This window comes from Litoreibacter ponti (assembly GCF_003054285.1).
GTDB lineage: Bacteria > Pseudomonadota > Alphaproteobacteria > Rhodobacterales > Rhodobacteraceae > Litoreibacter > Litoreibacter ponti.
In genome coordinates this window covers 904,779-929,409 of record NZ_QBKS01000002.1, presented here as the reverse complement: position 1 = coordinate 929,409, position 24,631 = coordinate 904,779, and the positions used below count along the sequence as shown (strand labels likewise).

At 63.0% G+C, this 24,631-nt stretch carries 22 protein-coding genes; 4 read left to right on the top strand and 18 right to left on the bottom strand.

Features of this window, described 5'->3' with window-relative positions; translation table 11 throughout:
* Positions 1–110: 110 nt before the first annotated feature.
* The 8 genes from C8N43_RS18410 to C8N43_RS18375 form a co-directional block, all read right to left on the bottom strand.
* Complete coding sequence (locus C8N43_RS18410) at positions 111–3,194, bottom strand: alpha-mannosidase (RefSeq protein ID WP_107847184.1); 3,084 nt, start codon at positions 3,192–3,194, stop codon at positions 111–113.
* Complete coding sequence (locus C8N43_RS18405; protein ID WP_107847183.1) at positions 3,191–4,933, bottom strand: ABC transporter ATP-binding protein; 1,743 nt, start codon at positions 4,931–4,933, stop codon at positions 3,191–3,193. The genes C8N43_RS18410 and C8N43_RS18405 overlap by 4 nt, the downstream gene beginning before the upstream one ends.
* The gene (locus C8N43_RS18400; protein WP_107847182.1) at positions 4,930–5,862 is read right to left on the bottom strand and encodes an ABC transporter permease; all 933 of its coding nucleotides are present in this window, start codon (positions 5,860–5,862) and stop codon (positions 4,930–4,932) included. Before C8N43_RS18400 ends, C8N43_RS18405 begins: the two co-directional genes overlap by 4 nt.
* A 1-nt stretch (position 5,863) precedes the next feature.
* The gene (locus tag C8N43_RS18395; protein ID WP_107847181.1) at positions 5,864–6,874 is read right to left on the bottom strand and encodes an ABC transporter permease; all 1,011 of its coding nucleotides are present in this window, start codon (positions 6,872–6,874) and stop codon (positions 5,864–5,866) included.
* On the bottom strand, positions 6,871–8,028 hold the full coding sequence (locus tag C8N43_RS18390; protein ID WP_107847180.1) for a cytochrome P450: 1,158 nt from the start codon (positions 8,026–8,028) through the stop codon (positions 6,871–6,873). The genes C8N43_RS18395 and C8N43_RS18390 overlap by 4 nt, the downstream gene beginning before the upstream one ends.
* An 87-nt stretch (positions 8,029–8,115) precedes the next feature.
* Positions 8,116–9,846 (bottom strand): ABC transporter substrate-binding protein, encoded by a 1,731-nt coding sequence (locus C8N43_RS18385; RefSeq protein ID WP_107847179.1) that lies wholly within the window; start codon positions 9,844–9,846, stop codon positions 8,116–8,118.
* A gap of 44 nt (positions 9,847–9,890) precedes the next feature.
* Entirely contained in the window at positions 9,891–10,571 is a 681-nt protein-coding gene (locus tag C8N43_RS18380) for an MBL fold metallo-hydrolase (RefSeq protein WP_107847178.1), read from the bottom strand.
* Entirely contained in the window at positions 10,572–11,396 is an 825-nt protein-coding gene (locus tag C8N43_RS18375) for a phytanoyl-CoA dioxygenase family protein (RefSeq protein WP_107847177.1), read from the bottom strand.
* 127 nt (positions 11,397–11,523) lie between these two features.
* Here C8N43_RS18375 and C8N43_RS18370 point away from each other — a divergent pair, with 127 nt between their 5' ends.
* On the top strand, positions 11,524–12,390 hold the full coding sequence (locus C8N43_RS18370; protein ID WP_107847176.1) for a helix-turn-helix transcriptional regulator: 867 nt from the start codon (positions 11,524–11,526) through the stop codon (positions 12,388–12,390).
* Between the two features lie 3 nt (positions 12,391–12,393).
* Here C8N43_RS18370 and C8N43_RS18365 read toward each other — a convergent pair whose 3' ends face one another.
* A complete protein-coding gene (locus C8N43_RS18365) occupies positions 12,394–13,026 on the bottom strand; it encodes a ribonuclease T2 family protein (RefSeq protein ID WP_107847389.1) in 633 nt (210 codons plus the stop codon).
* A gap of 137 nt (positions 13,027–13,163) precedes the next feature.
* On the opposite strand from C8N43_RS18365, the gene C8N43_RS18360 reads away from it, so the two are divergent.
* On the top strand, positions 13,164–13,931 hold the full coding sequence (locus C8N43_RS18360) for a DUF1013 domain-containing protein (protein WP_107847175.1): 768 nt from the start codon (positions 13,164–13,166) through the stop codon (positions 13,929–13,931).
* 60 nt (positions 13,932–13,991) lie between these two features.
* Here the strand turns inward: C8N43_RS18360 and C8N43_RS18355 are convergent, their stop codons facing one another.
* A complete protein-coding gene (locus C8N43_RS18355) occupies positions 13,992–14,993 on the bottom strand; it encodes a sensor histidine kinase (RefSeq protein ID WP_107847174.1) in 1,002 nt (333 codons plus the stop codon).
* Positions 14,994–15,200: 207 nt separating this feature from the next.
* On the opposite strand from C8N43_RS18355, the gene C8N43_RS18350 reads away from it, so the two are divergent.
* Positions 15,201–17,162 carry a bifunctional 2',3'-cyclic-nucleotide 2'-phosphodiesterase/3'-nucleotidase gene (locus tag C8N43_RS18350; RefSeq protein ID WP_107847173.1) on the top strand — a complete coding sequence of 654 codons (1,962 nt, stop codon included), beginning with the start codon at positions 15,201–15,203 and terminating at the stop codon, positions 17,160–17,162.
* 111 nt (positions 17,163–17,273) lie between these two features.
* Here C8N43_RS18350 and C8N43_RS18345 read toward each other — a convergent pair whose 3' ends face one another.
* From C8N43_RS18345 to clpS, 3 genes are read right to left on the bottom strand one after another with little or no spacing between them, the layout of a single operon-like run.
* The gene (locus C8N43_RS18345) at positions 17,274–18,080 is read right to left on the bottom strand and encodes an SDR family NAD(P)-dependent oxidoreductase (RefSeq protein ID WP_107847172.1); all 807 of its coding nucleotides are present in this window, start codon (positions 18,078–18,080) and stop codon (positions 17,274–17,276) included.
* Positions 18,081–18,120: 40 nt separating this feature from the next.
* Positions 18,121–19,116: a class I SAM-dependent methyltransferase gene (locus C8N43_RS18340; protein WP_170114434.1), complete on the bottom strand. Its 996-nt coding sequence runs from the start codon at positions 19,114–19,116 to the stop codon at positions 18,121–18,123.
* A 22-nt stretch (positions 19,117–19,138) separates the two neighbouring features.
* Positions 19,139–19,459, bottom strand: a complete 321-nt coding sequence (clpS, locus tag C8N43_RS18335; RefSeq protein WP_107847386.1) for an ATP-dependent Clp protease adapter ClpS — start codon at positions 19,457–19,459, stop codon at positions 19,139–19,141.
* 107 nt (positions 19,460–19,566) lie between these two features.
* On the opposite strand from clpS, the gene C8N43_RS18330 reads away from it, so the two are divergent.
* Positions 19,567–20,271: an HAD family hydrolase gene (locus C8N43_RS18330; protein WP_107847171.1), complete on the top strand. Its 705-nt coding sequence runs from the start codon at positions 19,567–19,569 to the stop codon at positions 20,269–20,271.
* On the opposite strand, the gene C8N43_RS18325 is transcribed toward C8N43_RS18330, so the two are convergent.
* The 5 genes from C8N43_RS18325 to C8N43_RS18305 all read right to left on the bottom strand — a co-directional run bounded on the left by C8N43_RS18325 (position 20,268) and on the right by C8N43_RS18305 (position 24,624).
* Positions 20,268–21,311: a PAS domain-containing sensor histidine kinase gene (locus C8N43_RS18325; RefSeq protein WP_245913081.1), complete on the bottom strand. Its 1,044-nt coding sequence runs from the start codon at positions 21,309–21,311 to the stop codon at positions 20,268–20,270. The two genes, C8N43_RS18330 and C8N43_RS18325, sit on opposite strands and share 4 nt — an antisense overlap.
* Positions 21,312–21,415: 104 nt before the next feature.
* Complete coding sequence (recR, locus tag C8N43_RS18320; RefSeq protein ID WP_107847170.1) at positions 21,416–22,012, bottom strand: recombination mediator RecR; 597 nt, start codon at positions 22,010–22,012, stop codon at positions 21,416–21,418.
* Between the two features lie 71 nt (positions 22,013–22,083).
* The gene (locus C8N43_RS18315) at positions 22,084–22,428 is read right to left on the bottom strand and encodes a YbaB/EbfC family nucleoid-associated protein (protein WP_107847169.1); all 345 of its coding nucleotides are present in this window, start codon (positions 22,426–22,428) and stop codon (positions 22,084–22,086) included.
* 17 nt (positions 22,429–22,445) lie between these two features.
* Entirely contained in the window at positions 22,446–22,862 is a 417-nt protein-coding gene (locus tag C8N43_RS18310) for a hypothetical protein (RefSeq protein ID WP_158270017.1), read from the bottom strand.
* A 19-nt stretch (positions 22,863–22,881) separates the two neighbouring features.
* Positions 22,882–24,624 (bottom strand): DNA polymerase III subunit gamma/tau, encoded by a 1,743-nt coding sequence (locus C8N43_RS18305; protein WP_107847167.1) that lies wholly within the window; start codon positions 24,622–24,624, stop codon positions 22,882–22,884.
* Between the last annotated feature and the right edge of the window lie 7 nt (positions 24,625–24,631).

Sequence of the window (24,631 nt, the reverse complement as noted above, 5' to 3'; positions counted from 1 at the left end):
GTGAGTTCTTGCGAATTGAACCAGCGAATCACCAGGCGAAGCGGTGCCTCTGGCGCGAAGAAAGTGATGCTCGGGACATGTTTGACCGCGCCTTAATTAACGGGTCAGGATCACCGCGCGGGCTCCTGCGATAGCACCATTCGCAAGGTCATAATTTCGAACGGACCCAACATTAGCGCAACGCTATTCTTATTGGATTCCAACACGTCGCCGGGGCGTTCGAAGATATCGCAACGCTCGACCCGCTCGATGTTTTTCGCCACGCTCAACTGTGTGGTGGCTCGGCGTCCCAGCGTCTCGAACACGCGCAGTATCATTCCATTCCCATCGTCTGCAGGCTTCAGAGTCTGCACGATAATATCCGAGTTTTGACTTTCGATGAGGCCGACTGAGCGCCCTGTGGGCTGGGTCGACGCGTCAATCAACCGAAGCGGTATGTTCAGGGCGTAGGCTTCGGAATTCAGAAGCTCGGGGCGGTCAGGGTCGAATGAAAACAAGCTATAGGTGAATTCATGATGTCCCTGATCCGCGCCGGGATCGGGCGAGGTGGAGCTTTTGATGAGCGTGATCCTGATCCGGCCACCCAAGACGTCGTATCCGTATTTGCAATCGTTCAACACCGCGACGGCCAGATCATCGTCGCTGACACTGCCCCATTTCTGCGCAGGGACCTCGAAGCGCGCGGCATCGAAGCTGGTGTCCCGGGTCGTGGCGCGCGTGATGCGGCCCCATTGGATGTCGAAGTCGGCCGAGGTCGCTTGGATGCTCGTCGGGAAAGCGGCTTTCATAAGCGTGTGCCGCTCGTGCCAGTCTACCTCGGAGACGAAGTCGAGGCGTGTGGAATGGGCGCACAACTCAATACGCTGACAGATCGTGCTGCTGCGCCATTTCGTCGTGACCTCGACCGCGGCGCGCAGGGGGCCGCTCTCGACAGTGCGGACCTTGGTATCCCCTTGCACGATCTCCGGGCGGTCTTCGTAAAACGGGTCGATATCCCACGCGTCCCAGCAGATCGGGCGGTCCTCGAACGCGATCAGCCGGTTGCCGATCTCACCGGGCATCAGGACATCCCGGTTGGAGCGTTTGTCGAACACCCGTGTCACCTGTCCCGTCGCGGAAATCTCGACCCGCAGATGTGGGTTTTCAAGGGTGACCTCGCCTTCTGTCGTCTCGCAGGTGACAGATGCGGCGGGCCGCGTTGCGGCAGTGATCGGAGTGATGCTGTAGCTGGGTAGAGTGTCGAAATGGACGAGTGTACCGCCTTCGACCAGTTGGCCATCGACCTTGATATCTTCACCGACCAGCGCGACCCGTGGGCCAGACATCGGCGATACGTTCGCAATCGCGGGCTCCCTTAAGGCCAGCGCGTTTGCGGCTTGCAGGCTGGCCGTCTCGGCAATGTCCATGATCCTTGCAAAGTCGGCGCGCGCGTCCTCGAACACTTGCGCGATCGATGTGCCGGTGAGGATGTCGTGAAACTGGTTGAGACACAGAAGTCGCCACGCTGTCCCAAGCTCGGGTGTCTGGCCTGCCATGGCCGCGAGTGCCTCTGCCTCGTGCAGGGCGGCCTCGGCCTTGCGGTTGGCGCGCTTGATCCAGCCTTGAGAAGTGAGCACGCCGCGATGGCATTCCAGATAATGCTCGCCGGACCACACCGGCAGTTCGGCTTCGGAGGCTTCCAACGCCTCGAACGTCTCGCGCACGGAGCTGTGCTTGATGCGTGGCATGCCGGGCATGTCCGCGAAGATACGGGCCTTGGCCAAAAGCGTCTCCGTCGGCCCGCCGCCACCATCGCCATAGCCATAGCAAATCGGCAGGTCCCGGATCGTGTCGGGCGCGGTCGAACGTGCCCATGTGCCAAGCACCTCGCGCGCGCTCAGATCGCTTTTGTAATTGGTGGGAAAGGGCAGGTACTGCACATCGCGCGGGGTGGTCAGCACATGGGCGAGTACCTGGGTCCCGTCGAGCCCCTCCCAGAGGTGGGTCGAGGACGGCACGGGGTTCGCCTGATTCCAGTTCAGCTTGTTGGTGGCGAACCATCTGAGCCCGGCCAGCTTCATCAGCTGCGGGATTTGCGCCGGAAAGCCGAACGTGTCCGGCAGCCAAAGGACGGGTGCGTCGACCTCGCCGAAGGTCTCGCGGAAATAGCTGCGACCGAGGGTGAGCTGGCGGATCAGGGCTTCAGGGCCCGGGATGTTGAGGTCCGGCTCGACCCACATGCCACCCATGACCTCCCACCGGCCCTCTGTGACGCGGGTTTTCACCTTCTCGAAGATCGCCGGGTAGTCCTCGGCCAGCATGGCGTAGAGCTGCGGCTGGGAGTGGGAGAACCGATAGTCCGGGTCCTCGTCCATCAACCGCAGAACGTTGGTATAGGTCCGCGCGTTCTTGAGCCGGATTTGAGAGATCGGCCAGAGATAGGCGATGTCCATATGCGCGTGGCCGATCCCGTGGAGCGTCACGTCGAGCGGCGTACCTGCCTCGGCGATATCCCCCTCAAGGCCCATCAGCGCATCGGTGGCGGTGTCGTAAAGTGCGTCGCCGATCGGGTCGCGCGTGTCGAGGGTGATGAAGGCGTGATCAAGCGCCTTGAGCAGCTTGCCGGCGACAGGATCGTCGCGGTCGAGCGCGCGCGCGGTGTCGAGCGTGGTTTCCGCGAGTTGGTGAAAGGCCAGAAGCGTCGGGTCGCGCTCTACAATCGCGGGTCGGCCCATGAAAAGCTTTGCCGCGCTGTCCGGGTCGGGGGGCCAGCCCGCGAGCCCGGTCCAGCCGTGAAGGGTCAGTATGTGCGGCGCGCCGTCACTGGCAGAGGCTGGCAGCGGAATCGTGTGGTGGTAGCGGTCCGCAGAACCGATCGGCTGGTCGTCGAGATAGACCAACGCCTCCGGGTGGTTGAAGATATCGCCCATCACCCCGAGCGGGAACTGCAGCGCGACACGCTCCGGGTCCCACCCTTCCGGCACCTGAAAGGTGCATGTCATTACGAAATTCTGGTCGGCGCGGCCCCAGTAGCTGTTATGCGGGATCGTCTCCCAATCCGCGGCATCGCCAAAAATCGGTGCGTTCACATCCGCTTTGGGAAGCGGCAGAAAGCGAAACTTGGGCAGCGGCTGCTGCTTGCGGTGGATATGCGGGGCGATCAGGGCAAGGCGGGTTGCGATCTTTTCGGCAATGAAGGGCCAGGTCCCCGTCATGCGCGCCGGGCCGCCTTTGCTAGATCGAACCCGGTGACTTCGCCGCGGTAGACTGCATCGACCTTGGCCGCTGCGGCCTCTTTCTCGGCCGGGTCCCAATCGAGTCGCCCGTCGCCCCAAGCGCGGCTCAAGTCGGGCCAGGGAATCGAGTCGATCAGAAGCTGCGTGTAGGGGTGCTGTGGCGCGCCGATGACCTCTTTGGGTGGTCCGGCTTCCACGACATGCCCCTTGAACAGCACCATGACGTAGTCGCTGACATGGTAGGCCGTGGCCAGATCATGGGTGATGTAGAGGATCGAGATGCCGTATTTGTCTTTCAGATCGTAGATGTTGGCGAGGATCGAGGCGCGCAGGGACGCATCGACCATGCTGACCGGCTCGTCCGCAATCAAAAGCTTGGGCGACAGCATCAGCGCGCGGGCGACAATCAGGCGCTGGCGTTGGCCGCCCGACAGCTGGTGCGGATAACGTTGCAGCACCAGATCGGGGTCCAGCCCGACGGCGGCGCAGGCCTCCTCCATCGCTCGTTGGGTGTGGGCCTCGTTCTTTGCCAGGCCGAATTTCCTGAAAGGGAATTTCAGGGCGTGGTTCACCCGGTAGAACGGGTTGAAGCAGGCGTAGGGGTCCTGGAACACCGCCTGCACGTTCTTGCGAAAATCCAGCGATTGCGCCTGCGACATGGACTGGATGTCTTGGCCCTCGAACAGCACGCGGCCCTCGCTGGGCGGGTTGAAGCCCAGCATGATCGAGCCCATCGTGGATTTGCCCGAGCCGGATTGGCCGACAATAGAAATGATCTGCGGCGTGTCGCCTTGCAGCGTGAAAGACATCGGATGCAGGGCCGTGACCGCACCGTAATCCTTGCGGACATGCTCAAAGCGCAAAAGCGGCTCGCTGCTGTCGCGGGCGGGGGCAGCCGCGCCACGATCGGGGTTGAGGAAGCTCTCCCCGCCCACCAGCGGCACCGAGGAGATCAGGTCCTTGGTGTAGGGATGCTTTGGCGCCTCCAGGATTTGCTGCACCGTGCCGTGCTCGACCAGCTCGCCGTCCTTCAGCACCGCAAGCTCGTCGACCGACTGGGCCATCAGCCCCATATCGTGCCCGATCAGGATCAGACCGGAGCCGATGGTGCGCTGAATGTCCTTGAGCGTCTGCATCACCTGCCGCTGCGTGACCACATCAAGGGCCGAGGTGGGCTCGTCGGCGATGATGAGCTCTGGGTTGAGGATGATCCCCATCGCGATGCAGACCCGCTGCTTCATCCCACCCGACAGCTCGTGCGGGTACAGCTCCGCCGTGTGCACCGGCAGCCCGACGCTGACGAGCGCCGCGTCCGAGCGCTCTTTCAGGGCGGCGCGGTCCACGTGCCCTTCGTGGGCGATGATGCCGTCCCACATCTGCGGCTCGATCCGCATCACTGGGTTGAGCGAGTTCATCGCCCCTTGAGGGATGTAGGCGATGCGCGACAGGCGGGTCTGACGCATGTCCTCTTCCGACAGGGCGAGCACGTCCGTGCCCGCCAGATCGATGGTGCCGCCCGAGATGCGTCCGGGCTCGGCCAACATCTGCATCACCGCCAGCGCGGTCGTCGTCTTGCCCGAGCCGCTTTCGCCCACGAAGCCCACGCGTCGGCCCGTCTCGATGGTCAGGTCCAGGTGCTTGACCGCTTTCACGATCCCGGCCGGGGTCGGAAATTCGATCGACAGATCGCGCAGCGTCAGAACGGGTTTGTCGGTCATGACAGCTTCCTCAAGCGCGGGTTGGAGACCTCGTCCAGTCCAAGGTTGATCAGCAAAAGCCCGATGAATATGACCGCCAGAAGCAGGGTCGGGATGCCCCACCACCACCACAGGTTCTGGATCAGCGCGCCCGCGTTGATCGCCTCGTAGATCGTGCGGCCAAGGGTTGGGATGCGCTGCGGGCCGAGGCCCAAGACCTCTAGCCCCACCGCGGTCACGATCGAGGTGGTGACCGAGGCGATGAAAGAGCCGAAGAGGTAGGGCACGAGGTTCGGCATCATCTCGCGGAACATGATGTGACCGGTGGAGGCGCCGGAGAGCTGCGCCATCTGCACATAGCCCGATTGCTTCATCGAGAGCACCTGCGCGCGGATCAGCCGGGTGGGCGATTGCCACACGAAGCCCGCGATCAGCAGCGCCATCATCGTCAGGGTCACGTCCCCGAAGGCGGACTGGAACACGACGAGGATCAGAAGCGGCGGGATCGTGATCATCACATCCGCCCCGACCCGGATCACATCGTCGATCCGCCCGCCCAGAAAGCCCGCCGAGAAGCCCAGAAAGATGCCAATGGACATGCCAATGAGCGAGGCGAGCAGCCCCACGAACAGCGTGTTTGGCGCACCGATGATGATCAGGGCCAGCAGATCGCGCCCCCCGCCATCGGTCCCAAGCGGGTGATCGAGCACGCCGGGCTGGCGGCGCAGGTTCTCAAAGCCCAGCGGCGGCAGCTTCAGCGGGCTGGACCCGGTGAACACCAGATCGAGGTTCCACACGAGCCGTCCGAAAATCCCGAGCGCGATGATGCCCAGCAAAAGCCCCGCACCCCACAACAGCTTGGGGTTCATCCACGGGTTGTCGAACCGCTTGAGCCGTTTGGCCTGTTTGCGCTCGGCCCGGGTGGGTGGGATGTTGTCCTGACTGGTCATCTCAATTCGCCTCGTGCCGAATGCGCGGGTCGATGAACGGGTAGAGCAGATCGACGAGGAAGACGGACAGCGCGGTGATCAGGATGATAACGTAGGAGACGCCTTGAATGACCGGGAAATCCTGATTGAGGATTGCATCGTAAAGCAGCTTGCCCATGCCGTTATAGGCGAAGATGCGCTCCACCAGCACCTGCCCCGCGATCAGCAGCCCGATCTTCAGAGCAAAGGCCGTGATCTGCGGCAGGATCGCGTTGCGGATCATGTAGCGGTAGAGAATGTAGCGGGGGCGCAGGCCCTTGGCCTCGGCCAGCTTGACGTAATCCTCGCCCTGCACGGTGATCATCAGCCCGCGCATCCCGAGCGCCCAGAAGCCGAAGGTGACCACCACGATGGACAACGCCGGGAGAAACCCGTGGTAGAGCACCGATTGCACGAAGCTCCAGGTCCAGCCGGGCTCGACGAAGATGCTGTAGGCGCCGGTCAGCGGAAACCATTGCAGCTTGGCTGCGAAGATCCACATCAGCAGCAGGCCCGACAGGATCGGCGGGATCGAGGTGAAGACCATCGCCGCCGGGATGGCGACCTTCACCAGCTTCGGCGACCGCTCCCACACCATCAGCGCGCCCAGTAGGTTGCCGATCACGAAGGTGATGATCAGCGACAGAATCATCAGCCCCAGCGTCCAGGGCAACGCGTTCATGATCAGCGTGGAGACCGGGGTGGGGAAGGCCGCCGTCGATAGGCCGAAGTCGAACACCAGCGCGCCGGAGATGTACTTGAGATATTGCACGATGAAGGGCTGATCGATGCCCATGTTCGCGCGCAGTTGCGCCAGAATTTCCTCCGAATTTGCCACCGACCCGGCGCCCGCGGCCATCCGGCCCAGGGCGATCTCTGCCGGGTCCACGGGGGACAGGCGTGGGATGATCCAGATAATCGTCGCAGCGATCAGGATCGTCAGCACCAGCGTCACCAGTCGGTTGAGGAGGTAGTCGCGCGGGATGCGTCTCATGGGTCCTCGATCCTTGTCAGGCGGAGTGTCAGGCTGTCGTAAAGATACGGCGTGCCAAATGGCGATGCGCGCGGGGTGGCCGAGATGACTGCTATTGCGGCCACATGCCGAACGATCTCAGCCAGCAAGCTGCGCAGGATAAGCCGTGCCATCGGAGCCCCGAGGCAGGTATGGGTGCAAGCCCCGAAGGCGACGTGCGGGTTGGGGGCACGGTCGATACGTATTTCTAACGGGTTGTCGAACACCTGCGGGTCACGGTTTGCAGCCGCCCAGCACAATCCAGCCCGCGCGTCGGGCGCGATATGCAGGGGTCCGACCTCGTGCCCATGCGGGCAGACGCGCCCGATCATGGCCAGCGGGGAGAGAACCCGAAAGAGCTCTTCCACGGCGAGCGGGATCAAGGACGGCGCGCCGCGGAGCCGCCGCAGGTCGTCGGGGTGCGCCGCCAAGTGGGCCAGCGTCCCGGAAATGGCATGGATCAGTGTGTCCCGCCCGCCAGCAAGGGCAAGGTGACAAAGGCCGCGCATCTCATCGCGGGTGAGGGGCCGCCCCTCAAACTGCGCCTCATGCAACGCAGCAAAGAGACCCATGTCAGGGTCGGATTGCCCGCGATCCAGCATCTCGTCGATGAACGTCAGAAAGCGCGCGGCCTTTGCCGGGTCGGTTTTGCCATTGCTGCGCAACGCATGCAGGCCCCAACCCTGCCAGACCCGGGCAATGTCGCGATCCGTATCGAGCAGCACCGCCAAGGCCGCTGACTGGACCGGCAGCGCGAAGTCGCGCACGACCTCGACGTCCCCTCCGTCAAGAAGTCGCTGCATGTGGCTGCGCAAAACATCCTGAAATTCCGGTATGATGTCCGGGTTCACCGGGCGGCGAAAGAACGGCAACACGATCGCTTTCCAGAGGGCGTGCTCAGGTGGATTGGTCTCAATGGGCAGTTGGCGAAAGGGGCGAATATCGTGCTCTGGCGGTGTCGGAACCCGGCCCCGCTGCGCGCTGTCAAACTGCGCGTGGTCTCTGGCCGCCGCACGCACGTCGCGCCAGCGCAACAGCATCACCAGATCCTCCTCACCGAAGCGCTGGACGACGGCGCCGGGGTCGCGACGCGCTGCCACGAAAGGATCGACTGGACGTTCTAGAGCCAAAGACATGATCGGATTGTCGGCACAGGCTGTGCCGCTCCTTCCATCGAAAAAATGGGGGCTGGCAGGGAGAAACCAGCCCCCCACGCACCCGGCCTAGTTGGCCGGCTGGAGGTTGTGAATGACCTGATGGGTCGAGTTCCACCAGAAGAACGGATGGTTGTAGTAGTTCGCCTCTGACGGCCAACCGGTCCAATAGGTGGTGTTCATCGGCAACAGCTTGGTCGCCTGAACCAGCGGGATGAACGGCAGCTCGGCGTCGAGATACTGATACGCCTCGGCAACAAGCGCAGGCACCTCGGGATCGCCCAAGGCGCGCGTAGCAATATCATCGACGATCGCCGAATAGGCCTCTGCGGCGGGGCCATCCCAGCGGCTTGTATTGTTAAAGCCGGGGGAGCGTTCGCCGACGGGCACCACGTCCTTGACGGTGTAGCGGCCCATCGAGGCCCATGGTTCGTTCACCGAGCCGCAGGACAGCCAGCTATAGGACATCTCGTAGGCCCCGAACGGCAGGACCTCGCCCCAGAAGACACCATTCTCGACCGGTACCGCCTTGGCGTCGATGCCCGCGCGCTGAAGCTGCTCGACGATCACGTCGATGGTGCGGGTGTACTCGGTAGAGGCGGAGTTCACGTGGATGTCGACCGACAGCGTCTCGCCGTCCTTGGTGTAGTAGTCGCCTTCCTTCACCCAGCCTTCCGCTTCGATCAGCGCCTGGCCGGCCGCGACATCCGCCGCCGCCGGAAGGCCGTAGCCCGCCTCGACCACCGCGTCGACAAAGGGCGCCATGGAGCCGAATTGCGCAAACATCGTGCGGCTAGCCTCTGTGGTGCCCTCATAGGCCACGTTCACGATCTGGCTGCGGTCGATGATCCGGGCCACCGCCTTGCGCATGTTGGCATTGTCCCACGGCGCGATGGTGGTGTTGATCTCCAACTGGCGCGCGCAGGGGTCAGCGGCGGCGTAGGGGTAGCCGTCATGCCATGCGATGACATTGGGATTTTGCGCCTGGATGGCTTCAAACGTGCCGATGGTGACGTTCTGCGCCGCATCGAGCTGGTTCGAGACCATGAGCTGCGCGCGGCTTTCCTCGCCACCGGATTCGAGGAAGATCACCCGCTGCGGCGCGGGCAGGTCCATGAAGCCGGTCTTGGCGCCCCACCAGTCGTCGTTGCGATCCCAGATCGCCCGGTTCGACGCGGCGGAGGTGAAGGTGTAGGGCCCGGTGCCGATGGGCGGGTTGAAGGTAAAGGTCGCCGCATTTTCGCCAGCCCAGATGTGTTCGGGCATGATCAGGAACGAGCCGAAGATCCGCACGCCGAAATTCTCGACGATGAAGCGCGGGTTGGCGCTGCTGAGGGTGAATTTCACCGTCAGGTCATCGACCTTCTCGACCGAGGCCACTTGCGCGCGGATGGTCGAGGCCTCGCGGCTGGAGATTTCCTCGTTGGTCAGGGCGAGGTTGACGGTGAACACCACGTCGTCGGCGTTGAATGCCTCGCCATCGGACCATTCGACGCCGTCGCGCAGGGTGATGGTAAACTCGGTGCTGTCGGCGTTGCTGTCAAAGCCCGTGGCAAGCCATGGGTCGATGGCGCCGGTGCCGTAGTTGAGGATGAAAAGCGGCTCCCACATGGTCTGGTGCGCGCCATGCATCCGCTTGGTGCCCGGGGTCATCCAGTTGAAATTCTCGGGGTCCTGGATGGTGCGGTCGAGGTCGAAGATGACCGTGTTCTCGCGCGCGACATCCTGCGCCGAGGCCGCGCCCGCCATTGCGGCCAGAGCCAAGGCGGTGCCTGCCCAAAGAGTTGTCTTTCGTATCATGTTTTCCTCCCTTTGCGGGGCATTCGCCCCCTCTTGCGTCCGCGTCAGCGAACGTAGTCCATCACCAGAACGCGGGTGCGCTCGGGGATATCGTCTTTCTTGATGTCATGGGTCGCACCGAAGGCGAAATCGATGTCGTCCTCCTTGAAATGGCTCAGGAAACTTTCGATCCACATCGTGTTGCGCGGCCTGTAGGTCAGCGTGCGGAAATGCATCGGAATGACCAGCTTTGGGCGCATGCGGTGGATCATCTCCATCAGGTCCGGCAGCTCCAGCGTCAGGTAGCCACCCGCCAGCGCGAACAGCACGTCCGTGCCCTCGAAGAAGCGTTGCTGCGCGTCAGTCAGCGGGTTGCCCACATCCCCCATATGCGCAAAGCGGATGCCATCAAGGGTGAAACGGTACATGCCGTTCTGCCCCGGCACCTCATGTTCGGGGTGGTGATCCCATTCTGCCGCCTCGATCGCGGTGACCTCGACGCCCAAAGCCTCGGTCGCGCCGCCGTTCTGCGCTACGGTGAGGGCATTCACGACGACCGGATCGCCGTCGATCAGATCGGCGCGGCAATGGGCGCTGTCATCATCCGATGAAATGATAACGAGGTCCGCCGCTTGTGTGATCGGCGCGTATCCGACGCCTTCGGGCGTGTAGGGATCGGTGATGATGGTGGGGCCCGCGTCGGGCTCCAGCCCGAAGGCGGCGTGTCCGAACCAGGTCAGCTTCATTCAGTTGTTCCCCACGACATGCGGGCTTAAGGTTTGCGTGATGTCATTGTTGTCGGGGCGCGGATGGGTCCGCCACTTGCCCGCCGCGCCGCGGCACAGGATCGCTTCTACCCCCTTGGCCCAGGCCGGGTCGGTGATCTCGACGCTTGGCGGACAGTAGCGCAGGGTCAACCCGCATCGCCGTCGGTCGCTCGTGTTGGGCATGGAGCCGTGCACCAGCATATCCGCGTGCAGCGAGATCTGCCCCGCCTTCAGGCTGTTTGTGAACGGCGCGCCTAACATTTCTACATTGGCGGTTTCCTTGTGGAACACCGCGTTCACGCCGGTGGCCTGCACCTTCATCGCGCCCTTGTCGTGGGTCCCGGGGATGAAGCGCATCGCGGAGTTCTCGGCATCGGCGTCGTCGATGGCGAGCCAGACCGTCACGGTGCGCGCCGGGCTCAGGGCCCAGAAAGACGCGTCCTGATGCCAAGGTACTGCCTTCGGGTCATGGGCTTTCTTCGACAGGATCGCGGTTGCCCAGCACAGCACATCGGGGCCGATGATGTCCTGCACCAGATCGACAATCCGGCTGTCGGTGGCGATATCCCACAGGCCCGAAAGTCGCGCTTGGTAGCAGTTGATGCCGTAGGCGCCGTCGGGGCCCATGTCCTGCATCAGGCCGTCGATATAGCGGCGGATCTCCGTGATCTCGGCGACGCCGAAGATGTTGAAAGGCTGCACGAAGCCCTTGGAATTGTAGTGGGCAATATCTGCGGCTGACAGAACTTTTGCTTTCTCCGGGTCAACCGGTTGAAAGCTCAGATTCGGAACAATGTCCAACATCGAAGTCCCCCCTCATGACCACGATCCGCCTTGCGGCCCCTTTTGTCAGCAACGTAGTTTGACTTTTTTCTGCACTATTTTGATTTTCGGCTCCCTAGGTCGCAATTTTGTTTGCTAATGTTGTCGCATGAAGAAGACGACCTTCCAGATCGGCAACTACATCCGGCCGGACGAGGCCTTTCACTTCGCGCGAAAACGCCTTGCCGCGCGCTTTCCCGACGCGGCCCATGACCATGATTTTTTCGAGGTGTTCCTGATCGAAAGCGGCGAGACGCTGCATTGGATCAATGGCGAGACTCAGGTGCTTGAGCCCGGGCATCTGGCCTTTGTGCGCCCCACCGATGTGCATGCCTTCCGCGCGGACAGGGCGAAGGGCTGCCAGATCATAAACGTGATGTTTCGCCGGGAAACCGCAGAGCACCTGACACAGCGCTATAGTGACGTGCTTTCAGGGAAGTTCTTTGACGCCACCTCTGCCCTGCCGGATATGCACCGCTTGGGTCCCGCGCGGTTCGCGCGCGCGATCAACGTGGCGCAGCAGTTGCAAACGGCGCATCGCTCACTCGCGCGGATCGAGGAATTCTTGCTGGTGCTGACCAACCGCGTCGCCGACGCATCAAGCGGCGTCAGCAACCGCCACCCACGCTGGTTTGCCGAAGCCTGCAGCGCGGCGCAGTCGCAAGAGGTCTTCAGCAAGGGCACCGCGGGCTTCATCGCCGCGGCCGGGCGCAGCCACGAACATGTCTGCCGCACCTGCAAGTCGATCACCGGCCTGTCGCCGTCGGAATATATCAACCAGATTCGCATCGAGTTCGCAGCCCACATGCTGCGCAGCGACGAGCGCTCCATCGACGACGTGGTCGAGACCTGCGGCTTCGGCAATAACAGCTATTTCTACCGGTTGTTCCGTCGACAATACGGGACGACGCCGCGCCAATATCGCCTCAGGCATCTCCGGGATCCGTTTCAGTCCTCTCACGCCGATGCGCCTTGAGCGCTACCTCACCGGGTCGAGCAAGGCATCGGTCATCGTGCAGTCGCGGATGACGTCCGCGCCGCAACGCCGCGGCACTAGCTCTTTCGTCAGGCAGATGCGCACCTCCTGGATGCGGCGGTCGCGACAGGTCACGGTCAGCATATCTGCCGAAAGGTCCGAGTTTTCCTTCAGGAACGCCTCTTCCACGACCTTCGCGGGTAATTTCACTGGATCTTTCAGCTTGCGAAAGACCTCCGGGCGCGTCACGGCGGCGTAAGCGCGCCTTGAGGCTGCGAAGTAGTCCTCCGCCGACAGGCCGGAGCATCGGCCGTGTTTCTTCCATTGATGCCACGCCAGCCCGCCCGACCCCATGATATCGGTCATCGAGCGGGTCAGACCGCGCGGGGCGTCGCGCTCGGACGTGCGGCAATAGGACGGCCAGCCGCGCTCGTTTTGTGGCCACAGCCCGTGCAGCGTCCAGCCGTAGTCATGGCGTTCATCGCATTGGTCCGACCCGCGCGCATCGCCTTCGATCGCGCACCATGTCGGCGACCAGCTGAGGGCGAGCACGTAATAGTCGAAGTTTCCGGCCCGCTCGCCATCCGCCCATGCGGGCGCCACCAGCATGCAAAGTGCGACAAGCAACCTTCGCATTTTCTCTTCCCCTTCGCGCAATCCGTCCCTATATACCCTGCAAGTTCCCCAACACCACGAACTTGTTCCAACCGGGACAGCCCCTAAGCCGGGTGACGGGAAAGATATGTCTGACGAGACGTTAAAGGAGACGACCCATGGCGCTACCGATTATGGCCAAAGCCACTGCCGTTTGGCTGGTGGACAACACCACACTTACCTTCCCGCAGATCGCCGATTTTTGCGGCCTGCATGAGCTGGAGGTTCAGGGCATCGCCGATGGCGACGTGGCTGCGGGTGTGAAGGGCTTTGACCCGATCGCCAACAACCAGCTCACCCAGGACGAAATCGACCGGGCCGAGAAGGACCGCAAGTACCGCCTTAAGCTGAAGTACAACGCCGCTGCCGAAGGCGAGCAGGTCCGCCGTGGCCCGCGCTACACGCCGCTGTCCAAGCGTCAGGACCGCCCGGCCTCTATCCTGTGGCTGGTAAAATTCCACCCTGAACTCAGCGACGGCCAGATCTCCAAGCTGGTGGGCACCACGAAGCCCACGATCAATGCGATCCGCGAACGCACCCACTGGAACATCCAGAACATCCAGCCGATCGACCCCGTCGCGTTGGGCCTGTGTAAACAGTCCGAGCTCGACGCTGCCGTGCAGAAGGCCAACGCCAAGAAGGCCAAGGATGGCGAGGTCATGTCTGACGAGGAGCGCCGCAAGCTTGTCTCGACCGAGCAGTCGCTGGGCGTGGAGCCAGAGGCGGAGCCGGCGCTGCCGACCGCGATCTCGGGCCTTGAGACGTTTAGCCTGACCGGCAACGACGACAGCAATGCCGATGAAGACGACGAGGAAGAACTGCTGGTCGACGCCGACAGCCTGTTCAACCTGCCTGACGCGCCGAGCGCCGATGAGGACGAAAAGTAAGCGTCTTTTCGACGAGCCTTTTTACAAAGCGCCGTGCCCTTTGGAGCGCGGCGTTTTTTGTTACTTAAGACTGCTATCGGGCATGCGCAGGCGCCAGATGAGGCCCGTCTCGGGGTAATCCATCTCCACCGTGCCATCGACGGTGGCCGCGACCATGTCGGTCATGACCGTCTGCCCGAAGCCGTTGCGGGTCGGGGCCGTGACCGGCGGCCCGCCACTTTCCTCCCAAACCAGCTCGATCTGGTCGTCGCCCCCGTACGGGGCCTGCCAGGTCAGGCGGATGGTGCCGGTGTCATTGGACAGCGCGCCGTATTTCACCGCATTGGTGGACAGCTCGTGCAAAGCCATTCCGATGGCTTGGGCCGCATCCGGGCGAAGCCGGACCGGGGGACCATCGAGAGTGACACGGTCATCGGAGAAATCCGTAAAGGCCCGCAGATGCGCGCGGGCAAGATCGTCGAGATTCGCGTGGCTCCACGTGGTGCGCACCAGCGCGTCAGCGTTGCAGACAAGCCCGTCGATACGTCTGGAGAACCTGTCCTGAAACGTCTCTGGTGGGCCGGAATTGAACGTCTGTCGCGCAAGGCCCTGCACAACGGTTAGCATGTTCTTGGAGCGATGGTTCAGCTCGCGCAGCAGGTATTCGATCTGCTCCTGATCGCGCTTGTGCTGGGTGATGTCCATGATCGCGACGAGGCCGGAGACCGGAACCGGGGTGCCACCCTTGTCCGGCGTGGCGAACTCGACCTGCTTGCGGGCATTGACCCAACGCACCTCGCCATCGTTTGTGATGATACGATGCTGGACGTCGATGACATCCTCGTAATCAGGGTGCAGAAGCTGGTCGACCCGGTGGTCGATGTCGGGGCGGTCCTCGGGATGGATGCGGTCATGGAGCGCGTCTCGCGACAGTGGCGTGTTGGCGGCCAGATCGAAAATCTCCGCCGCGCGTGCATCGAGCGTGATCGTGTCGCCAAGGTAGTCGACGGTGCCCGTGCCGAGGCCAGAGACCTTCATGGCAAGGGCATGCTTTCCTTCGAGACGCGAGGCGGGGTCGGACATGGGACTCACCTTTTCGTTACACGCGCACCTACTGCCGCAGAGGTCCGGTGTCTGCAACACTGGAATTTCGACCTGAAGTGACTATCCGCCGATCAGGCTCCGGCAAAAAAGGGCGCAAAATCCGTACCTGTGGCAGAATAGTGTTGTGATTCTCGCGCTCCATGCCGCCAACTGTAGGCAGATCCATTCATTCCGGGGGACTATACCATGACATTTCCACATCTGAACCGTCGCAGCTTCTTGGCCGGATCGGCCGCCTTGGTGGCAGTCCATCCGTTCTCGGTGCACGCCGCCGCCAATCAGGCGCATCTGCGGATCATGGAGACGACCGACCTGCACGTTCACGTCTACCCGTACGACTACTACGCCGATAAGCCCCGCGACACGGTGGGCCTCGCGCGCACGGCGTCGATCATCGGGGAGATCCGGGCAGAGGCCACCAATTCGATGCTGCTCGACAATGGCGACTTCCTGCAAGGCAACCCGATGGGCGACTACATCGCCTACGAGCGCGGCATGAAGGATGGCGACATGCACCCGGTGATCGAGGCGATGAACACCGTGGGCTTCGACGCCTCGACGCTGGGCAATCACGAATTCAACTATGGGCTGGAGTTCCTGACCAAGTCGCTGGCGGGGGCGCAGTTCCCCATCGTCTCGGCCAATGTCGTCAAGGAAATGGGAGGCGATCCGACCAAGGACCAGACGCTGTTGCCGCCTTTTGTGATCCTCGACCGGACGGTGACGGATGGCGCGGGTGAGACGCACCCGATCAAGGTCGGTCTGATCGGCTTCGTGCCGCCCCAGATCATGAACTGGGACCGCAAGCATCTGGAGGGCAACGTGCAGGCGCGCGACATTCTGGAGGCCGCGCGCGCTCATGTGCCGGTAATGAAAGAGCAGGGCGCGGATATCATCATCGCGCTGTCGCATTCCGGCATCGGCGCGGCGGATGAGGTCGATGGGATGGAGAACGCGTCCGTGCCGCTGGCGATGGTCGACGGGATCGATGCGATCCTGACCGGACACAGCCATCTGGTGTTCCCGGGGCCGAAATACGAGGGCTTCGCGGGCGTCGACCACGCCGCGGGCACGATCCACGGCAAGCCCGCCGCCATGGGCGGTTTCTGGGGCTCGCATCTGGGCGTGATCGACCTGATGCTGGAACGCTCCGGCGATGAATGGAAGATCGTGAGCCACGAAAGCGAGGCGCGCCCGATCTCGAAGCGGAACGAAGATCGCTCTGTCACCGCACTGGTGGAAAGCGACGAGGCTGTTCTGGCCTCGGTCGCGCAGGAGCATGAAGAGACGCTGGCCTATGTGCGCCGGGCCGTGGGCAAGACCGACGCGGCGCTCCACAGTTACTTCGCGCTCGTGGCTGATGATCCGTCGGTGCAGGTCGTGTCCAACGCCCAGATGTGGTACATCAAGGACCAGCTGCTGGGCACCGAACACGAAGGCCTGCCGATCCTGTCCGCGGCGGCGCCCTTCAAGGCCGGTGGCCGGGGTGGGCCGGAGTATTTCACCGATGTTCCCGTGGGGGCCGTGGCGATCAAGAACGTGGCTGATCTGTATCTTTACCCCAACACGGTGCGGGCAGTTCGCGTGACCGGTGCGCAGGTGAAGGACTGGCTGGAACGCTCTGCGGGCATGTTCAACCAGGTGGAGCCGGGGGCGGGGGATCAGGTTCTGCTGAACCCGGACTTCCCCAGCTACAATTTCGACGTGATCGACGGGGTGGAATACCAGATTGACCTGTCCCAGCCATCGAAGTTCACCGCCAAGGGCGAGATGGCGAACCCGGATGCCTCTCGGATCGTGAACCTGACCTACAACGGCGCGCCGCTCGACCTGGATCAGGAGTTCATCATCGCCACGAACAATTACCGGGCCTCCGGCGGGGGCAGCTTCCCCGGTGCGATGGGCGACACGGTCGTGTTTGAGGGCCCTGATACCAACCGCGACGTGATCTTGCGCTACATTGTGGAGCAGGGGACTATCGACCCGAAGGCCGATGCGAACTGGACCTTCAAACCTCTAGAGGGGACGTCGGTGTTGTTTGACACTGGGCCAGCGGCCACGAAGTACATTGATGACGTGAAGGGTGTGACCATCGAGCCTGCCGGAGAGGGCCCCGAGGGCTTCGCCCGCTACCGTATCGCGCTGTGACCTGATTGTGCGCTTGGATGGCCTCTGGCCCCCAAGCGCGCGTGATTCTTGGCGCACGTGGCAGGCGTGAGCCCTCAGAGGCCCACATATATTGCTTGTAGCTTCGGCGCGTCAGTGCGCGGCGGTTTCGACCGGATCGAGTAGCGCACGACCGCCATCAACGGTGATGATCTCGCCCGTGATGAAGCCCGCGCCGGGGGAGCAGAGGAACTGCACGGCGTCGGCCACCTCGCTGGCCGACGCGATGCGGGAAAGCGGTGTGTGCTCGATAATATCGTCACGCAGGCCGTCCGTCTCTTTCAGCGCATATTTCAGACTTGAACTCATAACCGAGCCGAACGCTACGGCATTGACCCGGATGCGCTCCGGTGCAAGTGCGATGGCCATTGTGCGGGTCATCTGGTCCAGCGCGGCAGAGGCGATGGAGTATCCCATCAGGCCGGGCCGGGTCCGGCGCGCGGCAATGGAAGAAAGGTTCACGATAGAGCCCTTGTTGTCGTCGCTCTCGTCATCCTCGGCCTGCTTAATCATGCGCTTGGCGACCAACTGGCTCAGCCGCAGCCCGGACATGAGGTTCTGGGCGAGCATCTGCTCGATCGTGTCATCCTCGGTGTCGAGCGGGTCGGTCGACATGACCTGCCGTGAGCCGTTGACGAGAATATCCACCCGATCGAAGGCATCGAGTGTGGCGGAAAGCAGGTTGGCCTGACTGAGCTTTTCACGCAGGTCGCAGGCAAAAATTCGGGCGTTGCCCTCTTCGTCGCTCGCATCGTCGACCTCGGCGCGCAGGCGCTCCTCGTCGCGGTCGGCCATCATGACGTTAGCGCCCATGGTGATGAACTGGCGTGCCACGGCCAGGCCCACCCCATTGGCGGCCCCGGTGATGATGGCGGTCTTGCCGGCGATAGAAAAGGACATGGGCGGGCTCCGGTCTCGGGTTCGATCAGATTACGGGGTTTTAGCGGCGTGGGCCAGTGTCGCGACGCGGGCGCGTTGCGTGAATGATCTTGAAGCCATTGTCTTGGGCGACGGTTTGCACCTTCACGAAGCGCTCCTGCAGCTGTTGCTCGTAGGGCAGGTTGCGGTTGGCGACCATCCAGAGCTGACCGCGCTCATCCAGCAGCCGGGCGGCGGAGGCGATAAAACGCTGGCCCAGCTCCGGGGTCGCGGCGCGTCCGGTGTGGAAAGGCGGGTTGCAGACGACTGCCTGAAAGGGGGCGCCGGTAAAGGTGGTCGCATCGTCCCAGTGAAAGCGCGCCCGGGGATCGGCAATGTTTTGCTTGGCGTTTTCCAGCGCCGTGTGCTCGGCTTCGATCATGGCAAGCTCGGTGACTTTGTCGGAGGTCAGCACTTGGCGGGACAGGTAACCCCAACCGGCGCCAAGATCCGCGACCCGGCCCGACAGCGGCGGCAAGTGCTGCGCCAGCAGGGCGGAGCCCTTGTCGATCCCGTCGGCGGAGAAGACGCCCGGGGTTGTGACGAAACCGCCGGGCAGCGTACGCGGCGTGGCGTGCCAATCGGCGAGGTCCGGCAAGGTGTCGGGCCGGGTGAACCAGATCAGCTTGCCATGGGCTTTCGAGTAGGTTTCGACGTCCGCAAAGGTCTTTTTGGCCGCCTTCAGGATGCTTTCGATCCCGTCGGTCTTGGCGCCTTCGATGGCGATAAGGCCGCCCGGGGTGACGGCCTCCACGGCGCGGGCGATCAGATCGAACGATGCCTGCTTGGCGCGATGGGCGAAGATCAAAGCGCCCGTGGCGGGGCCGGACAGGGTCGGCGCAGGCTCGAAAGCGCGAGCCTTGAGGGCCGCGCAGGTGGGATAGAAGGTCTGCACGATCTGCGAGACATCGCCGAAGGATAGGTCAACATCCGCGCCGGGGTTGATCACGGCCATCGCGCCGTCGGGCCGTGGGATCACCCCTTGCGACAGGGCGAGCGAGAAGCGGGTATCGATCATGACGAAGGGCGGGCCTTGCGGCCTACTCTTTCTCCATCGTGCATTGCAGCGGGTGCTGGTTGCGACGGGCGAAATCCATCACCTGCGCGACCTTGGTTTCTGCGATCTCAAAGGCGAACACGCCGACCACGGCGAGCCCCTTCTTGTGCACCGTCAGCATGATCTCGACCGACTGCGCGTGGTTGAGGCCAAAGAAGCGCTCAAGCACCAGCACCACGAACTCCATCGGGGTGTAGTCGTCGTTGAGCAGCAAGACCTTGTAGAGCGGCGGCTTAGCCGTCTTCGGCTTGGTCTTGGTGACAACGGAGATGTCGCCCTCGGCGTCATCATCCTTGTCAGTCATCTTGATCTCAAACTGGCTCACGAGCGGGAATCCCTCAGGCTTAAAGCTGTCAGGTGGCAGGGCCTACTATATAAGCGCCGTGTGAGTCCAGAAAAGGGGCAGCTCGGGTGACGCGCGGTATTTCTACGATTGGCTTCGATGCAGATGACACGTTGTGGCAGAACGAAGAGTTCTTCCGTCTGACCCAGGACCTGTTCTTCGACCTGCTGCGCGACTATGCCGAGCCCGACCACTTGGCCCAGCGTCTGCTGCAGTCGGAGAGGCGCAATCTGGGGCAATACGGCTTCGGGATCAAAGGCTTCATGCTGTCGATGATCGAGACCGCAATCGAGGTGACCGACGCCCGCGTGCCCGCATCGGTGATTCAGCAGATCATCGAGGCCGGACAAGAGATGCTGAGCCACCCGATCCATCTGCTGCCCCACGCCCGCGCCGCGGTCGAAGCGATGGGCGAAGATCACCGACTGGTCCTGATCACCAAGGGCGATTTGCTGGATCAGGAGCGCAAGCTGGCGCAATCGGGGCTGGGTGAGATGTTCGATGCTGTCGAGATCGTCGCAGAGAAAACCCCCCAGACCTACATCCGGGCGTTCATGCGCCACGGCGACGGGCCGGAGCGTGCGCTGATGGTGGGCAATTCGATGAAATCCGACGTGGTGCCCGCGATTGAGGCCGGCGGCTGGGGTGTGCACGTGCCCGCGCGCTACGAGTGGGAGATCGAGAAGGCGGAGGCCCCGGTGGATCACCCCCGCTTTCGCGCGATCCCTGATCTGTCGGGACTGGCGGCGCTGGTCACGGGGCTTCGGGGCTAAAGCGGCATTTCGAACCGGAACTCGGTTTCTTCCTCGCTGGAGGTGAAGGTCAGCGTGCCGTCATGGGCTTCGGCAATCTGCTTGGCGATGTAAAGCCCCAGGCCCAGACCATTCTGCGACGATCGGAATTCGGCGCGCACGAAGGGCTGGAACAGCACCTCTTGGGTGCGCTTGGGGATCGGCGGTCCGGAATTGACGACGCTCAACACAAAACGGCCGTTCTCTTCGGACGCGCGCACTCCGATCGGGTGGCCGCTTTCGCCGTGATGGACGGCATTCGCCACGAGGTTCGAGACAATTTGCCTGACGCGGTCGGGATCGCACCGCACGGGGGTCGGGCAGTCATAAAGTTCTGCGATCAGCGCGTCGGGCGCGGTCAATCTGTGCTCCTGAACGACGCTCTTGACCACCGGCTCAAGGGCGATGCCATCCTGGGGCTCTACGCCGATATTGCCGCCCAGACGGGCGCGGGCGAAGTCGGTGACGTTGTCGATAAGCTCCGACATGCGCGCGGCCGATTCGCGGGCCATCTCAAGGAATTTCCTTGCGCGCTCAGTTTGCTCTTCCTCCAGCGCAATCCGCAGCGAGGTCGCAATCGCGGCCATCGGATTGCGCATATCGTGGCCCAGCACGGCAATAAACTGGTCACGGAATTGCGCTTCCTGAGAGCTATAGGCCAGATCTAGTGCGGTTTTTTTGGCCTCGGTGATATCGCGCGCGGAACACAGGATCAGATCGCCCTCGGGCACCGCATTCCAATCCAGCCAGCGGTAGCTTCCATCCTTATGCCTATAGCGATTTTCGAATTTCAGGATCGGGACGCCGTGTTGCAGCTTCAGATAGGCATCCTCGGTCGCCGCAACGTCGTCGGGGTGGAGAAACTCCAGAAAGGGACGGCTCTTTAGCTCGTCAGGCCTTCGCCCAAGTGTCTGCATCCAAGCCGGGTTCACATCCAGAAAGATGCCCCCTTCGTCAACGACGGCCAGCAGGTCCGGTGTGACCCGCCACGTCAGGCTCTCCGTGTCGCCGACCTTGGCCATCTCCACCCTCAAAATAATGGTGCCTGCTTCGAAATCTCATGGACACTAACCCAAAAGCACCCAGAGGCCCAAATCAAACTTCCATGTAGCGAAGCGAATGTTGCTCAGACGGCTTTGCGCGCCTTCAGGGCCGCGGTGATCGTGCCATCGTCGAGATAATCCAACTCGCCCCCGATCGGCACGCCCTGTGCAAGTGAGGTTGCGGCGACGCCTCGGGTTTCCAGCTCGCCTGCGATGTAATGCGCCGTCGTCTGACCATCGATCGTGGCGTTCAGGGCGAGGATGACCTCGCGCACGTTCTCGCTGGCGACCCGGTCCATCAGCTTGGGGATGCGCAGCTCTTCGGGGCCGATGGCATCAAGCGCGGACAATGTGCCGCCCAGGACATGGTAGCGCCCCTTGAAGACGCCCGCGCGCTCCATCGCCCAGAGATCGGCGACATCCTCGACCACGCAAATCTCGCCATTCAGGCGCTTCTCGGAGCTGCAGATGTCGCACAAATCCGTCCCGCTGCAGATGTTGCTGCAGTTCAGGCACTCGCGCGCGGTCGTAGCGACCTGCTGCAGTGTATCGGCAAGCGGCACCATCAACAGGGCGCGCTTCTTGATCATATGCAGCACCGCACGACGGGCCGAGCGGGGCCCGAGCCCGGGCAGCTTGGCCATGATTTCGATGAGGTTATCGAGGTCGGAGTTGCTCATGCTGCCAGACTTAAGGGATTTCGCCCGCGGTCACCACCCGAACGAGGCGGAAACGCGCGCCGCGGAGCATCCTAGAACGGCAGCTTCATGCCCGCCGGGATGCCCATCTCTTCGGTCAGTTTTCCCATCTCGGCGGCGGCCTTGTCGGCGGCTTTGCTTTGGGCGTCCTTGATCGCGGCGAGGATCAGGTCTTCGACCACTTCTTTCTCCTCGGGGTTGAAGATCGACGGGTCGATTTCGAGGCCCGTGAGCACCCCCTTGGCAGTGGCCTTCGCGCGCACCAGACCGGCACCGCTTTCGCCCTCGACCTCGATGTTTTGCAGGTCCTCCTGCATCTGGGCCATCTTGTCCTGCATTTCCTTGGCTTTTTTCATCATCCCGGCCATATCGCCGAGCCCGCCCAGTCCTTTAAGCATTGCTGTCTCCCGTGAGGTCAGAGCCGCGTCTCGCGCGGCAGGGTGTAGAGTACGATTGCCACACATATTGCAGCGACAACGCTGATGAACAAGGCCGGGGAGCCGACGCAGCCCTCTGTCACGGCCAATTCATCCAGACCGGACGGGTCGACCATGGTCAGCATCGTGACCAGCCCGGTCCACAAAAGCACGACCACGAGCCCGCCCCACTGGCTGCGAAAGCGCAACACGAGCGCCGATGCCATAACCAGGATTAGTGCCGGCACGGTGGAGAACAGGAAGACGGCTTCTTGCAGCGCTGAGACCGGCGCTCCGTCCCAGGACGGGCGGGCCTTGTCGCAGACTTCAGCCCAGGCGGGCGAGATGGAGGCCATCACGGTAGGAGGCAGTGCGACCATGCGCCGACCCGCCAAGATCCTTGCGAAACCGCGCATGGTCACTGCGCTTTGTGGCTCAGCCATCCTCGAACGGGTCCCACTCGTCTTCGACCTCGGGCAAGGCCTCGACCGCGGCCTCCTGCACAAGGTCCTGCGCCGTTTTAACCTCGAGGATCTTCGCGCCCGGGAAGGCGGAGATGACGGCCTGCATCAGCGGATGCGCCGCGGCCTCTGCCTTGAGCGCGTTGATCTCTGCGTCCCGCTCGGCCGCGATCGTCGGCGCGCCGCCCTCGTTGACCACCGTCACGGCCCAGCGTTGCCCGGTCCATTGCTGCAACCGCGCGCCAAGGCGCTGGGCCAAATCGCGGGGGGCGTCCTGTGTCGGAACGAACTCGATGCGACCTGGGGAGTAATGGGCGAGCTGCACGTAGCCCTCGACCTCGACCAGCAGTTTCACATCGCGATTGGCGCGGATCAGCCCGGTGACGTGCTGAAATGTCGGGTAGCGCGCCAGCGCGGTCTCGGGCGAGACATCGAGCGCGGCGGATGTCCCGCCCCCGGCGGAGACCGTCTGGGTCGTCGTCATCGCCCGCGCGGTTGCCATCCCACCCCCGTCAGAGGCTCCACCGCCCGACGGCGTTGGTGGAGCCGGGGGCGGCGCGTCTTGCAACTTGCGCACCAGCTCGTCCGGTGATGGCAGGTCGGCCATGTGGGTCAGTCGGATGATTGCCATCTCTGCCGCCATCATCGCGTTGGGGGCGGCGGCGACCTCTTCGAGCGCCTTAAGTAGCAGTTGCCACATCCGCGACATGGCGCGCATCGGCAGGCCCTCGGCCATTTGCGCCCCACGGGTGCGCTCGTCCGGGCCGACGGTGGGGTCATCTGCAGCCTCGGGCGTGATCTTGATGACGGAGACCCAGTGGGTGATCTCGGCCAAATCCCGCAGAACGGCCATTGGATCGGCCCCATCCGCGTATTGCGCGGACAGTTCCTGCAAAGCGCCCGCGGCGTCGCCCTTCATGATCAGATCGAACAGGTCCAGCACGCGTCCCCGGTCGGCCAGGCCCAGCATGGCGCGCACCTGCAATGCCGTGGTCTCGCCCGCGCCGTGGGAAATCGCCTGATCCATCAGCGACATTGCATCTCGGACCGAGCCTTCAGCCGCCCGGGTGATCAGGGCCAGCGCGTCTTCCGCGATCTGGGCATTCTCTTTCGCAGCGACCGAGGCCAGATGCGCGATCATCACTTCAGGCTCGATGCGACGCAGATCAAAACGCTGGCAGCGGGACAGCACCGTGACCGGCACCTTGCGGATCTCGGTCGTGGCGAAGATGAATTTGACGTGCTCGGGCGGCTCCTCGAGCGTCTTCAGCAGGGCGTTGAAGGCGGAGGTGGACAGCATGTGCACCTCGTCGATGATGTAGATTTTGTAGCGGGCCGAGGCCGCGCGGTAGTGCACGCTGTCGATGATCTCGCGGATGTCGCCCACGCCCGTGCGCGAGGCCGCGTCCATCTCCATCACATCCACGTGGCGGCCTTCGGCGATGGCCACGCAATTGTCGCAGACGTCGCATGGCTCCGTGGTCGGTCCGCCTTGCCCGTCGGGACCCACACAATTCATGCCTTTGGCGATGATCCGCGCGGTGGTGGTTTTGCCCGTGCCGCGGATGCCGGTCATGATGAAAGCCTGCGCGATGCGGCCCGCCTCGAACGCGTTTTTGAGCGTGCGGACCATGGCGTCCTGCCCGATCAGATCAGCGAAAGTCGCCGGGCGGTATTTGCGCGCCAGAACCTGATAGCCGCCGTCGCTGTCGCTCATGAAAGTC

Coding starts and splice junctions, on each gene's coding strand:
- C8N43_RS18410 (WP_107847184.1), bottom strand. CDS start 3,194: ATGACGGGGACCTGGCCCTTCATTGCCGAAAAGATCGCAACCCGCCTT.
- C8N43_RS18405 (WP_107847183.1), bottom strand. CDS start 4,933: ATGACCGACAAACCCGTTCTGACGCTGCGCGATCTGTCGATCGAATTT.
- C8N43_RS18400 (WP_107847182.1), bottom strand. CDS start 5,862: ATGACCAGTCAGGACAACATCCCACCCACCCGGGCCGAGCGCAAACAG.
- C8N43_RS18395 (WP_107847181.1), bottom strand. CDS start 6,874: ATGAGACGCATCCCGCGCGACTACCTCCTCAACCGACTGGTGACGCTG.
- C8N43_RS18390 (WP_107847180.1), bottom strand. CDS start 8,028: ATGTCTTTGGCTCTAGAACGTCCAGTCGATCCTTTCGTGGCAGCGCGT.
- C8N43_RS18385 (WP_107847179.1), bottom strand. CDS start 9,846: ATGATACGAAAGACAACTCTTTGGGCAGGCACCGCCTTGGCTCTGGCC.
- C8N43_RS18380 (WP_107847178.1), bottom strand. CDS start 10,571: ATGAAGCTGACCTGGTTCGGACACGCCGCCTTCGGGCTGGAGCCCGAC.
- C8N43_RS18375 (WP_107847177.1), bottom strand. CDS start 11,396: ATGTTGGACATTGTTCCGAATCTGAGCTTTCAACCGGTTGACCCGGAG.
- C8N43_RS18370 (WP_107847176.1), top strand. CDS start 11,524: ATGAAGAAGACGACCTTCCAGATCGGCAACTACATCCGGCCGGACGAG.
- C8N43_RS18365 (WP_107847389.1), bottom strand. CDS start 13,026: ATGCGAAGGTTGCTTGTCGCACTTTGCATGCTGGTGGCGCCCGCATGG.
- C8N43_RS18360 (WP_107847175.1), top strand. CDS start 13,164: ATGGCGCTACCGATTATGGCCAAAGCCACTGCCGTTTGGCTGGTGGAC.
- C8N43_RS18355 (WP_107847174.1), bottom strand. CDS start 14,993: ATGTCCGACCCCGCCTCGCGTCTCGAAGGAAAGCATGCCCTTGCCATG.
- C8N43_RS18350 (WP_107847173.1), top strand. CDS start 15,201: ATGACATTTCCACATCTGAACCGTCGCAGCTTCTTGGCCGGATCGGCC.
- C8N43_RS18345 (WP_107847172.1), bottom strand. CDS start 18,080: ATGTCCTTTTCTATCGCCGGCAAGACCGCCATCATCACCGGGGCCGCC.
- C8N43_RS18340 (WP_170114434.1), bottom strand. CDS start 19,116: ATGATCGATACCCGCTTCTCGCTCGCCCTGTCGCAAGGGGTGATCCCA.
- clpS (WP_107847386.1), bottom strand. CDS start 19,459: ATGACTGACAAGGATGATGACGCCGAGGGCGACATCTCCGTTGTCACC.
- C8N43_RS18325 (WP_245913081.1), bottom strand. CDS start 21,311: ATGGCCAAGGTCGGCGACACGGAGAGCCTGACGTGGCGGGTCACACCG.
- recR (WP_107847170.1), bottom strand. CDS start 22,012: ATGAGCAACTCCGACCTCGATAACCTCATCGAAATCATGGCCAAGCTG.
- C8N43_RS18315 (WP_107847169.1), bottom strand. CDS start 22,428: ATGCTTAAAGGACTGGGCGGGCTCGGCGATATGGCCGGGATGATGAAA.
- C8N43_RS18310 (WP_158270017.1), bottom strand. CDS start 22,862: ATGCGCGGTTTCGCAAGGATCTTGGCGGGTCGGCGCATGGTCGCACTG.
- C8N43_RS18305 (WP_107847167.1), bottom strand. CDS start 24,624: ATGAGCGACAGCGACGGCGGCTATCAGGTTCTGGCGCGCAAATACCGC.